Origin of the sequence: Moorena sp. SIO3B2, from assembly GCF_010692525.1 — a bacterium.
GTDB classification, from domain to species: domain Bacteria; phylum Cyanobacteriota; class Cyanobacteriia; order Cyanobacteriales; family Coleofasciculaceae; genus Moorena; species Moorena producens.
Map to the genome: position 1 here is coordinate 36887 of NZ_JAAHHE010000027.1, position 13307 is coordinate 50193.

At 43.1% G+C, this 13307-nt stretch carries 11 protein-coding genes and 1 tRNA gene; 8 read left to right on the forward strand and 4 right to left on the reverse strand.

Annotation, left to right across the window (positions count from 1 at the left end; all coding sequences use genetic code 11):
* Positions 1–119 precede the first annotated feature (119 nt).
* The 4 genes from F6K38_RS09515 to F6K38_RS09530 all read left to right on the forward strand — a co-directional run bounded on the left by F6K38_RS09515 (position 120) and on the right by F6K38_RS09530 (position 2828).
* Positions 120–476 (forward strand): HesB/IscA family protein, encoded by a 357-nt coding sequence (locus tag F6K38_RS09515; RefSeq protein WP_070394331.1) that lies wholly within the window; start codon positions 120–122, stop codon positions 474–476.
* A 190-nt stretch (positions 477–666) separates the two neighbouring features.
* Positions 667–1536 (forward strand): M48 family metallopeptidase, encoded by an 870-nt coding sequence (locus F6K38_RS09520; protein WP_071986898.1) that lies wholly within the window; start codon positions 667–669, stop codon positions 1534–1536.
* Positions 1515–1598, forward strand: a tRNA-Leu gene (locus F6K38_RS09525). The genes F6K38_RS09520 and F6K38_RS09525 overlap by 22 nt, the downstream gene beginning before the upstream one ends.
* A gap of 582 nt (positions 1599–2180) precedes the next feature.
* Positions 2181–2828, forward strand: a complete 648-nt coding sequence (locus tag F6K38_RS09530; protein ID WP_008185750.1) for a class I SAM-dependent methyltransferase — start codon at positions 2181–2183, stop codon at positions 2826–2828.
* 103 nt (positions 2829–2931) lie between these two features.
* Here F6K38_RS09530 and F6K38_RS09535 read toward each other — a convergent pair whose 3' ends face one another.
* Complete coding sequence (locus tag F6K38_RS09535; RefSeq protein WP_008185747.1) at positions 2932–4026, reverse strand: RuBisCO accumulation factor 1; 1095 nt, start codon at positions 4024–4026, stop codon at positions 2932–2934.
* Between the two features lie 265 nt (positions 4027–4291).
* On the opposite strand from F6K38_RS09535, the gene F6K38_RS09540 reads away from it, so the two are divergent.
* The gene (locus F6K38_RS09540; RefSeq protein WP_287356509.1) at positions 4292–4483 is read left to right on the forward strand and encodes a hypothetical protein; all 192 of its coding nucleotides are present in this window, start codon (positions 4292–4294) and stop codon (positions 4481–4483) included.
* Positions 4484–4578: 95 nt separating this feature from the next.
* A complete protein-coding gene (locus F6K38_RS09545; RefSeq protein ID WP_008185745.1) occupies positions 4579–5817 on the forward strand; it encodes a DUF445 domain-containing protein in 1239 nt (412 codons plus the stop codon).
* A 79-nt stretch (positions 5818–5896) separates the two neighbouring features.
* Here F6K38_RS09545 and F6K38_RS09550 read toward each other — a convergent pair whose 3' ends face one another.
* A complete protein-coding gene (locus F6K38_RS09550; RefSeq protein WP_008185744.1) occupies positions 5897–6895 on the reverse strand; it encodes a glycosyltransferase family 2 protein in 999 nt (332 codons plus the stop codon).
* Between the two features lie 1151 nt (positions 6896–8046).
* Between F6K38_RS09550 and F6K38_RS09555 the strand changes: the two genes are divergently transcribed.
* Together F6K38_RS09555 and chlP are read left to right on the forward strand one after the other, a co-directional pair.
* On the forward strand, positions 8047–9867 hold the full coding sequence (locus F6K38_RS09555; RefSeq protein WP_008185740.1) for a serine/threonine-protein kinase: 1821 nt from the start codon (positions 8047–8049) through the stop codon (positions 9865–9867).
* A gap of 368 nt (positions 9868–10235) precedes the next feature.
* On the forward strand, positions 10236–11471 hold the full coding sequence (chlP, locus tag F6K38_RS09560) for a geranylgeranyl reductase (protein WP_008185738.1): 1236 nt from the start codon (positions 10236–10238) through the stop codon (positions 11469–11471).
* A 135-nt stretch (positions 11472–11606) separates the two neighbouring features.
* Here chlP and rpaA read toward each other — a convergent pair whose 3' ends face one another.
* Positions 11607–12344 carry a two component system response regulator RpaA gene (rpaA, locus tag F6K38_RS09565; RefSeq protein ID WP_008185733.1) on the reverse strand — a complete coding sequence of 246 codons (738 nt, stop codon included), beginning with the start codon at positions 12342–12344 and terminating at the stop codon, positions 11607–11609.
* Between the two features lie 333 nt (positions 12345–12677).
* Positions 12678–13307 (reverse strand): acyl-CoA desaturase (locus F6K38_RS09570; RefSeq protein ID WP_287356511.1); only part of this gene is annotated, 630 nt, incomplete at its 5' end.

Sequence of the window (13307 nt, forward strand, 5' to 3'; positions counted from 1 at the left end):
GAAGGATCTAGTTTGATGAGACACTCTAAGCTAAATCTTGGGTTAGAGCCTGATAATTATCTTTCTTTAAAATCCACAACAACTTAAGACCAAGCAAAATTAGGAGTCAAAAGTAAGCAATGGCACAAGCAACTGAGTCACAGCAAAAAGGTATTCAACTGACAGACAAAGCTCTAAAGCACGTTTTAGCCCTGCAACAAAGTCAAGGAAAAGACCTTTACCTGCGAGTTGGTGTTCGCCAGGGAGGCTGTTCAGGACTGTCTTACATGATGGATTTTGAAGAACCTAGTAACATTCGGGAGAATGATGAAATCTTTGACTACGATGGCTTCAAAATAATCTGTGATCCAAAAAGTCTGCTTTATCTCTACGGTCTGGTACTGGATTACAGCGATGCTATGATTGGTGGTGGATTCCAATTCACCAACCCCAATGCCAATCAAAGCTGTGGCTGTGGTAAGTCGTTTAGCGTTTAGGGCATGGTTAGTTGAAAGTCTGTCAGTTCAAGACCACCACCAAGGAATAGAGGACTTAGGTAGTGGCGCTATATAGTTTGCGCTTATAGGTAGCGCTATATCTAGTTAGGCCGCAAAGCTTGTACCCCTACAATAGATTAGGCTTGAGCCAGAGATTTTGGGTAAGTCCTAGAGTAATAAGTAATGACTAATGACTAAAACATCACTATTTGGTCTGAAGGCAGATCATTTTCGTCATCCCCTAGATTTGGAAGCAACCACAGCCCTGAAACAGTTGCCAGGGATAGACTTGGTGGTGCGAAATTTACTAGGTCCTGTGGCGGAACAGTTTTTTTACCTGAACAATATTGCTGCTAGTGTCTTGGTGGGAGAAAATCAACTGCCCCATCTTCATAAACTACTCGAAGATGCCTGCACAACTTTAGATTTAGAGCCGCCTCAGCTTTATGTGCAGCAAAATCCCGCTCCCAATGCCTATACCTTCGCTATGCGGGGTAAACAGCCTTTCATTGTCTTGCACACCTCTTTAATTGATCTCCTGACACCAGAGGAAATTCAGGCGGTTATTGCCCATGAACTGGGTCATCTCAAATGTGAACATGGGGTGTACCTGACACCGCTCAATATCATGGTATTAGCGGCTAGTTTAATTCCCAATTGGGGGATGCTCATTGCTCAAAGCATACAGGAGAAGATGTTAGAGTGGCTAAGATGTGCGGAATTTAGTTGCGATCGCGCTGCTTTACTGGCTACTCAAAATCCGAGAGTGGTCATGTCTGTATTGATGAAACTGGCTGGTGGTTCGCCAACTCTGGCACCACAACTTAACCTAGATGCGTTTATTACTCAAGCTAGAGCTTACGATAGCGCTGGTGATACTGAGCTGGGTCAAGTACTCCAACAATTGCAGATCTCTCAACTGAGCCATCCCTTACCTGTACTACGGGCGCGAGAAATTGACCGTTGGGCAAGTTCTCAATCTTATCAGTCCTTGTTAAATCAGCGATTAATTAGTTATAATAAAGGAGATGCCCAAACGGGCGGGTGGCGAAATTGGTAGACGCACCACACTCAAAATGTGGCGGCCTTATGGTCATGAGAGTTCGAGTCTCTCCCCGCCCACTGTAACTAAGGGTTAGTAAACAGCTAGAGAAAATGTCGCAGAGTCTAGCAAAAACTCTTATTATTTGTTAGACTTAAATTAGGGTAACACCGACAGGGATTATTATGTAACTTAAATTAAAGCCGAAAACCAAGGGTTTAATAGTTGCGCTTAGTTCCCGGTGGAACCAAATTTGTTGAAATTTTTATGGCGCTCGCGGGATATTCCTGAGGGCTTTGGGAGATACCCCCTGGCTGAGAAATCAGCTTGCATTGGCGAGCTAGAGTTTACCTTTGGTAGATTCTGGTAGCTAAAAAGTATCGGCTCTGCACGGCGCAAACAACTGAAAAAACAGACTCAGATGCTGCGCCGGAAGCTTAAGGAAAGTCGGAAAGCACTCCAAAACCGAAACCAAGACAACCAAAATCAATACAAAAATCAACAATGGGGAAGAGATATTAATGCTCTTCCCTATTTTTGTTGTAGAATCCTGTCTAACCGCCTCAAAATATTCCTTGCAATAACCCAAACTCAGAAATACTTACCATAAACTTCATAAATCTTTATAATATTCGTGAGCAAGATACGTACCATATCATAAAATGATCTACCAGCGCCTTCAACGCAGTAAATTGGATGAGAGCGATGATGTTCTGTTCTATTCATTTCCACGGTTTGTGACTCATGTCGATGAGGGCTTTATCGATCAGCTGGTAAACCTCTACCGGGAACGACTACAACCCAACACGCGAATCCTGGATCTCATGAGCAGTTGGGTTTCTCACTTACCAGAAGACATGGAGTTTGCTCATGTTGAGGGGCATGGCATGAATCTGGAAGAATTGGTCAAAAATCCTAGACTTAATCACTACTTTATCCAAGACTTGAATCAAAACCAGCAATTGCCATTGCCTGACCAAGACTTTGATGCTGTGCTGATTGCTGTTTCAGTTCAGTATCTTCAGTACCCTGAAAAAGTTTTTGCTGAGATTCATCGTGTCTTAAAACCAGGGGGAATGGCAATTATTAGCTTTTCTAACCGAATGTTTTTTCAAAAGGCGATTCAGTCCTGGCGAGATGGGACCGAGACAAGTCGAGTGGAGTTAGTGAAAACCTATTACCAGTCTATTCCTGGATTTAGTTCGCCTGAGGTTGTTGCTCGACCATCCCCGCTTCCTACTTTTCTGCTACAGCTTGGGATCACTTTAGGCGATCCATTCTATGCAGTACTGGCTAATCGAACTACTTGAGCCTGATGAAAAGGGTTTTGTTGAGGGTAATTTTTAAGAGTCAACAGCCAAGAGTCAAGAGTCAACAAAACAGAAATTAACTAACTTAATAACTAATGACTAATTACTCATCAATTTGCCAGACATCTTGACTTAATGCTTCATCCAGAATTTTTTTCGGTCGTAATACTAGGATGAGGCGTCCCAAAAAACTAATATCAGGAGAATCTGGAAACCACTTAATCTCTAACTGTCCTGATTCTTCAACCAAAAAGTAGCTGTCCCCATCCCACTGCTGCTGTGAGCGGTCAATAATAAGCAAAATCTCTTCAGGTTTGTTATTCTGTTGAATAGGCAGCTGATTACTGTTACACAAAATCACCACTGGATCTTGTGCCTTCAAAACTACCTGCCAGCCCGGTACTGCGGCGAACATCTGCTCTCGAAGCCCCTTAACTATACTAAAAGTGCCCTTATAGTCAGTTCTAGGAACCTGGTTGAGATCAGCTATTGTCAGGGGTAAGGCACCCACTACCGGAAGCAAACGGGGCAAATCTTCTTCAGCTTCAAGGCGGTATATGGGTAATCTGGGGGCTGGACGCTGAGTGCTACCAAATGCTCCTGTGAGTAATTCTTCGATTTGTTGTCGGGCTTGTTGAGTATGAGCAAACATCAAGCCTCGGGCAATCAAACGAGAACGTTCTTGCAAATCATTGTGTTGTTTGGCAAGTTTCCAATACTGATAGGCAACAGCATCACCAGGATGATTGGTGAATCCCTCCGGTGGACGGCTTCTGCGGGAAAAGGTCTTGAGTGCTTTGGCAACTTCATGGGCTCCTTCGGAGTTCAAGTTTCTAGCAACGAGAAATTCAGCAGCAGCAGCTCGTTCCTCTTGGGTGAGAATCCGCAACTCGTACAGGGAATCGCTACCAGTACTCTCAAAACGCGATCGCACTTCATCGGACACCCCGACTGTAATCAAACTTGTGTAAACCTGAGATGCCACCATCACTTGATTCTGTTGAATTGGCTCAAACCCAGTTTCTTCAAAAATTACCTGAGAACTGTAGCCAGCTTTTTGTAGCTGCTGACAGGCTTGACCCCACTCCACCCAGTTACGTTCTTTGCGCCGCAGTAAGGTTAATAAATCTTCAGCATTTATCTGTTCTGAATTGGTTTGAGGGTGACTTTCAGGAGAGCCTGGTGGTACTTCAGTCATGGTTTAAAGAAAAAGAAAACGAACAGTGCCATCAACGGCAATGTGTATTATATCCCGTTCGGGTTTAGTGTAGCAGGATGTCACTTTTGGAAAAAGCCTACAATAGAGATTGGGCATTAAATAAATTCTTGAAGTATAAAAGATGAAGATAGCAAGTGTAAAGGCAGCAATAATGATAAAGGTGAGGGATGGTGCATCTTTGAATTAATGCTCAAACCTACTAATTGTTAAGGGACCGCAGCCATATATAGCGGTTCTCATAGTAATGAGGTACAGAGGATTTTTTCCCTATTCCCTATTCCCTATTCCCTATTCCCTATTCCCTATTCCCTATTCCCTATTCCCTATTCCCTATTCCCTATTCCCTATTCCCTATTCCCTATTCCCTATTCCCTATTCCCTATTCCCTATTCCCTATTCCCTACTCCTCCAAGGGCGGGGTACCTCACCTATTTAATAAATGCTATAACTAGTTTACTTCATACTTTCTCCATCATACTTTAAAATTACCTATTACCTGCTTTTTAAGTTCTACACAACTCGATTTTTGTTTTGGATCTGTTTAACCTATTATTGTTGTTTGTTCCTCCCATAGCTGGGGGAATTATTGGCTATTTCACCAATGATTTAGCCATCAAAATGTTGTTCCGTCCCTACAGACCAATTTACATCGGTAAGCGTCAGCTACCTTTTACACCAGGTTTAATTCCTCGCAACCAGGAACGGCTGGCTAGGCGAGTTGCTGACACTATTATGGGTTCTCTGCTGACGCCAACAGAGTTACAGCGTTTGGCAAAGCGTCTGCTCCATACTGAACGTGTGGAAGGAGCGATCTTGTGGCTATTAAACCTAGCGCTAGATCAAGTCCGGTCGGATAAGCAACAGAAAACAGCTCATATTCTTGCTGGGATTCTCCGAGACTTGATCGGGGAATCGTTGCCACGTATGCTAAAAGTCTTAGCCCGTCGTAAGGATTTCCTAGAAGCCCAACTTAACCATGTTTTTGACCAGATTTTATTGGAGTTTCGACTGGATCAAGAACAAGCTCGGAAGCTTTCTGAGTGGATCTTAAAAGTAGTACTACCCCCAGATATTTTGCGACAGGCAGTTATTGATTTCCTAACTGACCGCAACATTCAAATCATTGATGAAGACTTTCGGGAAAAGTCCAGTGGGACATACTGGGTAGTGGCAAATTTATTTGGTATACGCAATGCTTTGATCCGCCTGCGAAGCTTTTGCCTTGACGAAAAAGAAGCGACTAATGCTCGCATCGAAGAGTTAATTGTGGCTCTAGGAACTCGCGATCGCTTGCGGGAATGGTTGCAAAATGTTTCATTGCAAAATCTGCCTTTGTCAACAGTGAGACAACTACGGAAAACTATGCGGGATTCGGTGCGTGCTTATATTCAAGAGGGGGGTGCTGAATTTATACAAGGATTAAATCAATCTATTGACTGGGAAAAAGTGTCTGCCTTAATTGTTAATCGGCTCCGAGATTCAGCAATTATGACTACATCGTTGACAATGATTAGCAAGGAACTCGCTTTGGTTATAGAGCGCTACCTGGAGGAGGATTTGGAAAAAATTATGACTGAAGTGATTCCGATTTTATCTATTGATGAGGTGATTGTTGAACGGGTAAACGCTACTTCTCCAAAAGATATGGAAATCACGATTCAGACTTTAGTGAAAAGTGAATTACAAGCTATTGTGAATTTAGGGGGTATTTTAGGAGTGATGGTGGGACTATTTCAAACAGTGTTGCTGCTGTTGACAGGAGGAATTTAATCAGGAATTTAATCAGGATGCTCTCTAGGATTTATCCTGAGGCTGATTCTACGGAACGGGACTTTTATCCCAGTTTATGCTAAGACCGACGGCTAATGATGGATAAAAGTTTACGAGAACGGGGACCTCGGTATCTTTCGTATAGTAAAAAGTTTGGTATCATCGTTCTGAGCCAATAGAGTAAATTTAATAACCAACGATGATTAACTTTAATTTTGCCATTGAGCAGATCTACTGGTAATTCCACTAATTTAGCTAATCTGGTAAAACTTTCCTGGTCTTTTTCCTCAAAACTTTTTTCTATCAAATACTTAATACTTTTCTGGCATAAGCTAACTAATTTTTGGTGATTTGTCAAGACAATTTCAAAATACTTAATGTAAGACTCCCGCATCAGTGAGCTATTATCGGTGAGATTGAAGCGGTGTTTTCTATAATAGGCTCCGATGATTGGAGTATGGACGAATCTGACGTTCCGTTGCAGAAGTTCTAATACCCATTCTCGATCCTCACAGGCTTTCAGGCGAGTATCAAAATTTCTCTGGTCTAAGAGTTTTTTCTTGAACAGCATCGATTGCTGTAACAAGGGAAAAGGAGAATCTGCCAGAAAATCTGGACAAATTAGCAGTCGTTCGATGAGCTGTTCTTTGGTGAGAGCACCAACAACATGAGGCTTGGTTTCAATAATGTTTTCGTTTTGATCAACATAGACCCGTTCATAGTCGGAGTAAAATACTACATTATCACCAGTTCCCTCTAAACAGCTCAATTGAAATCTGATTTTATCTTCATGAATCCAATCATCAGCATCTAAGAATTGAATCCATTCTCCAGTGGCTTTATCAGCGCCAAAATTACGAGCAGACGATACCCCTCCATTGTCTTTATAAAAGTACTGTATCTCTGGGTGGTAGTGGACTAACTGATCAGCAACTTGGCGGGTATTATCGGTAGAGCCATCATCGACAATAATGCATTCAATCTGGGAAAATGTTTGCGCTAGTACACTCTTTACTGATTGTTCGAGGTACTGGGCTTTATTAAAGGTGGTGATAACTACTGAGACAGATGTATTCATGAAATAAATTATTTATACCATAGGTTAAAAGTCAGTAATGACCAAATTTTGTTGGCATTATCTGGTTGGTAGTCTTGGATTAATTTATAAAAGTTTGGTCGAAAAATACTGGTTTAAGGTAATGATTTTATCGACTGACATAAATCATCCCAGAGGTAATCTCTGAGCTAAGAGCCAAAAGGCGATAGCCAGCCGTACTTTGTACGCTTTTGTACCACTTCTGGAAGAAGATCTCAGAAAGTAGACCTAAGCAACCGCTTGTTTTGCGGCCAAGCTACTATCCTGACAAAAGGGTATAGCCATAGCATACTCGATGAATTGGTAATTTTAAAAGGGGGTAGGGGGTTTTAAGGCTGGTTTAATACTGGTCTTATGGGTATTATGCACTCTGATGGGATTTTGTTCAGCTATGGTCAAATTCAAATCTATGTAGAGCAGCGCATCTTGGTTGCTGATGGGTGATATGATGTTTGTCAAAACATCATCGATAAAGAATCCCAGGAAGTATGAACAGATAATTAGCTGTATTTGGGGTTATTGAGATTAAGATTTGGGGCACTAATCCCCCCAATATAATGGCGTTATAATAATTGATTACTTTTTTTGTCGAAATAAACAATGAGTATAACCCTCTTTAAAAGGCTGATTTATTAACATCAATTAGCTCAAGTACCTATTTTTAGCTAGAAACTGACTGGTAATTGAAATTGGCGATCGCGTTTTTAGAGCTAGTTGCACAGAGGTATTGAGTATTTTCCGCAGAGCTCTATTGAAATTTCAGTCCGAGCCACTTCTGCAAAAGCCGGTCTACCCTCTGACTATCTCGCCATCTGACCATCTGACCATCAGCCCCATGCACAATTTCAATGGGTGACAGCTTACTCCCTCATTTGAGTAACTTATCGTTAGTTGAGCTGATTAAGGGACAAGTCTCTTAATGTCCGATAGTCAAGGAAAAAGTTAATGTTGCCGTGGGACCCTGCGCTTTTTAAAAGCTAAGCGTGAACGGGCACCAAGACGAGGGAGTTGAGGGTTAATTAAACAACTGGTAATGTTAACTTTCTTTGTGGTATAACTGGCTTTAGGATCCAAATCAATGGTATATTTACTGAATTTGGAATCATAATTAGGTAGTCATCACTAACCCCTCGATGAGCCGCTTATCTGCACAGACAAAACCTGCAAAAGCCCTAGTAGGCGGACGCTACAAAATTATCAACCAACTGGGATCTGGTGGGTTTGGTCGAACGTTCCTGGCACAAGATATACATTTGCCAAATCAACCCCGATGTGTGGTTAAACATCTTTTGCCCCAAACCGAACAGACGGCAACGCTGCAAATGGCAAGACGCCTTTTCGATAGAGAAGCTCGATTTCTCTACCAGCTAGGTAATCATGACCAGATCCCTCGCCTACTAGCACATTTTGAGGAAGATCAGCAGTTTTATCTGGTTCAGGAATTGATTGAAGGACAACCTTTGAATCGAGAACTTGTCCAGGGTGATCCGTGTTCACAAGAGCGAGTTATTGCTTTATTAACAGACATTCTACAGGTATTGGCCTTTGTTCATCAACAACAGATTATCCACCGGGATATTAAGCCCTCTAACCTGATCCGCCGCCAAGGGGACGAGAAAATCGTGCTGATTGACTTTGGTGCTGTTAAGCAAGTCAGTAGCCAAAAGATTAATCCTGAAACCGGGGAAACTCATTTAACGGTTTCTATAGGCACCCAGGGCTATATGCCCCATGAGCAATTGGCAGGAAAGCCCCGCTTTAGCAGTGATATCTATGCTGTCGGGATGGTTGGTATCCAGGCATTAACTGGGGTTCATCCCAAAAACTTGAAGGAAAATCCCATAACTAGTGAAATTGATTGGCAACACTACGCAAAGCAGGTTAGCCCAGAGTTGGCCCATATTCTTGACATTATGGTGCGCTATGATTTCCGTGACCGTTATCGGACAGCAACTGACGCTCTAGAGGTATTGGCTAGTTTACCAACACAGCAACTGTTGTCTGAAGCTGAGGAAGAAATCCCTACTCAGGAAATTACCAGGGAAAGCCAGTCTGGGATGGAACTCCCAATTCCCGACATTAGGAACCTACCAAAAACTACAGTCCACTCGTCAATGATGACCAGGAGTCAAAGTAGAACTACGCCTCAACTTGACCTCACCGAACATTCGAGAGGTTCAGCAACTAACTTGACAACAGTATCTATTCCGCAACGATTGGTGAAGTTGGGGTTAATTACTGTATCGATAACTATCTTGGGGGTCAGCTTGCTGCTGTGGAAAACTTTTCTATCTGCTCAACCGACTGGTGAAAATACTGACTATAAGACTGACTATAAGACTGACTATAAGACTGACTATAAGACTGACTATAAGACTGAGGCTACGGTTACAGAAGAGCAATTTTTAGAGGAAGCTGAGCAGTTGCGGAAATCTCGACAGTACCAGGAAGCTCTCAAACTATACGACCAAGCGATCGCTAAAAAAGCCGATTTTGCGGAAGCCTATTGGGGCAGATGCTACAGTCTGAATAAACTCCAAAAGCCGGAGATGGCAATTGTTGCTTGTAATGATGCCTTACATTTCAAACCTAACTATCCAGAAGCTGTGTGGAGCCTTGGTCAAGCCTTTGACCAACAGCAAAGGTCTGTAGAAGCCCTTAGACTCTATAACCAAGCCCTTACTCTCAAGCCAGATTTAACGGAAGCTTGGCTTTCACAGGGAATAACCCTCCAAAAGTTGGGTCGTTCTGTTGAGGCGATTACGGCTTTGGAGAAAGCGATCGCACTTCAACGAAATTTGGCAGAGGCTTGGATGACTAAGGGGGAAGCTCAGATGACACTAGGACGCTTTAATCAGGCAATCACTTCTTTAAATAAGGCACTCCAGATTGAACCTAACCACCGGAATGCCCTGAAGCTACGTCAGCAGGCACGGAAGAAACTGCAACGCTAAATTCAGTAGTTCCAAAACTCGACTCTCGGATCATCTGCATCTGTAGTCCTACTTTGAGGAATTGGTATTACTTTACCGATTTGCCTACACTATCGATATTTTCTCTTATTTCCCAACAGGTCTAAGCTCGGTCTAATTAAGAATTAACCATTAACAATAACAATTACTAAAAATTACACAATAATTAATAATTAATAATTAATCTTAACAATTAATCGGTAACGATGAAAATGACCAATCACCGCTGTAATTGTTAAGTAATGTGACGAACTTTTGTTAAGGTGTATTGCAACTTGACCCCAAATATTAGGGAAGCTTCAGATCACAGGAAAGTCCATGATAGTATGCATTCCGTAGCTTAAAAAACCATGGGAGAAAACATGCCAGCACTAAGGGTTGCAGTAGTTGGTTCGGGACCAGCAGGTTCTTCTGCTGCCGAGACGTTAGCTAAAGCAGGAATCGAAACCTATTTGTTTGAGCGTAAGCTGGACAATGCTAAGCCCTGTGGTGGTGCGATTCCACTATGTATGGTGAGTGAGTTTGACCTGCCACCAGAAATTATTGACCGGCAAGTGAGAAACATGAAGATGATCTCACCGTCTGATCTTGAAGTTGATATCCATATAGAAAAGGAAAACGAATATATTGGGATGTGCCGTCGCGAGGTGCTTGATGGGTTCATGCGCAATCGTGCGGCTGAGTTGGGGGCTAACTTAATTAATGGCACCGTTTATAAACTCGATATTCCCACCAGTAACTCTCAACCCTATACCATCTATTATTCTGACCATTCTGATGGCAGTGTCAAGGGAACCCACAAAACCTTGAAAGTAGATGTGGTGATTGGAGCTGATGGGGCAAATTCCCGGGTTGCCAAAGCAATTGATGCTGGGGATTACAATTATGCGATCGCTTTCCAAGAGCGCATCAGTTTGCCAGAGAACATGATGAATTACTACCAAGACCTGGCAGAAATGTATGTGGGTAATGATGTCTCTCCTGATTTCTACGCCTGGGTCTTCCCTAAATACGACCACGTTGCTGTTGGCACCGGCACTATGAGGGTCAACCAATCCCTGATCAAAAAGCTACAAGCAGGGATTCGCGCCCGTGCGGCTAAAAAACTTGTGGGTGGAAAAATTATCAAAGTGGAAGCCCATCCGATTCCTGAGCATCCCAGACCTAGACGTGTAGTTGGTCGGGTAGCTTTGGTAGGTGATGCTGCTGGAACAGTAACTAAATCCTCTGGGGAAGGGATTTACTTTGCGGCTAAATCAGCTCGCATGTGTGCTGAAACCATTGTGGAAACCTCTAATGGCGGTAGCCGTATCCCCACAGAGAGTGACCTCAAGCTTTATCTGAAGCGCTGGGATAAGAAATACGGCATGACCTACAAAGTCCTAGATATTCTACAACGAGTTTTCTATAACTCCGATGCTAGCCGAGAAGCCTTTGTAGAGATGTGTGCTGACAAGGATGTGCAGCGGCTGACTTTCGATAGCTATCTCTATAAAACCGTTGTACCTGCTAATCCTCTTATCCAAATGAAGATTACAGCGAAGACAATTGGTAGCTTGTTGCGGGGCAATGCCTTGGCTCCCTAGAACTTGATCAATTTTTGATCAGAATTAGCCAACTGACTAACGGTGAGAAAGCTTACCCCCGGCTTAAGGGCGGGGGCTTTCCACTCTAGCTTAAGAAGGTAGATTTGTAGTACCTCTGACATTACCAATTTCATCCTAGGCAGTCGCCGAAGTCACTTCTAGGGTCTTTTCTGTATTGGGTAACTCTAAGCAATAACCTGCTCCATAAACGGTTTTGATGTACTTAGGATGGCGGGGATCAGGTTCTAGCTTGGTTCTCAGGTGACGAATATGCACTCGAATGGTTTCGATATCATCGTCAGGGTCATACCCCCAAACTTCTTTAAGGATTTCGCTCGGAGAAACAGTTTGACCATGGCGCTGCAGTAAACAGTGCAGTAGTTCAAACTCCAGATGGGTCAGTTTCACGGTTTTATCAAACCAAATCGCCTCAAACCTTTCTGGAACTAGGGTCAAAGGACCATAGTTCAGTATTTCCGTATGCTTAGCAGCTTGGGGAATTCGGTCTGTGCGCCGTAGTAATGCTCGCACTCGCGCCAGCATTTCTTCGAGTTCAAAGGGTTTGGTGAGATAATCATCGGCACCAGCATTAAAGCCTTCTACCTTGTCTTGGGTTTGACCTAGGGCAGTCAACATCAATACTGGAATATCGGAAGTGCGTTCATCCCGACGTAACCGTTGGCAGACGGTGAAACCATCTACCTTGGGTAGCATCAAGTCTAACATAATCAGGTCTGGCTGCAGTTGCAGAGCTAGAGCCTGACCCTTGATGCCATCCATTGCTTGACTAACATCGTAGCCAGCCATCTCCAAATTGATGGTGACTAATTCTGAAATTGCGGGGTCGTCATCGATGACCAGTATCCGGGGCATCACTAAGGAGTTGTTGCTAAGGTGTATCCGTTAACGTTCGATAAGAACAATTTGAGATTAGTAACAATACTTATACGATTATAAAGGCAGACTTTACGTTTTTTGTAAACAAAAGCTAAGAATTTTTAATATTTTATAATTTTACCAGAAACTCCCTAAGCCTCAGTGCTAGAGTCATAAGTCCTGAAGTAGACAGGATAAATCCATGGTGCTTGCACTTTGGAAACCGGAGTATACTCTGCTGCTCAGGAGGTTTTACAACTAAGCCGCCCTCAGAACTGAAGCCGCTCGGCAACTGGCAGGGTAGCACTCAAGGTACTACCCTAGGGAAACTTATGTCTGTTCAGGACTAATCAGTTTCACGTTTTTGGCTAAACCCAGCTGTTGTAGGAACTGAATCGTCATCCAAGTCAGGTCAATTTCCCACCATTTAATGCCATGCCTTGCAGAATACTGATAAGCATGGTGATTGTTGTGCCAGCCTTCGCCATAGGTTAGTAGGGCTACCCACCAGCAGTTTTTTGAGCAATCATTAGACTCATAGGTGCGATAACCAAATTTGTGAGTAGCACTGTTGACAAACCAGGTACAGTGAAACACCAGTACTAGCCGCACAAAAATCCCCCACACTACAAATGGCCAGCCACCCATGGCATACAGCAACAGTCCTAGAACCACTTGAACAAGCACAAAATACTTATCCAAAAACTGATAAACCCGATCTCCAGAAATATCTTTAGTGAATTTAGAAATTTGCTCATCAGCAGGAATTTTATGCAACATCCAAGCCATGTGACTCCACCAAAACCCTTGATGGGAGTCATGGGGATCCGGTTGGGTGTCAGAGTGCAAATGATGGATGCGATGTAGTCCTACCCAATCGATCACTCCTCCTTGACAGGAAATGGTACCACACAAAACTAGGAAGTATTCTAACCACTTGGGTGTCTGAAAACTGCGGTG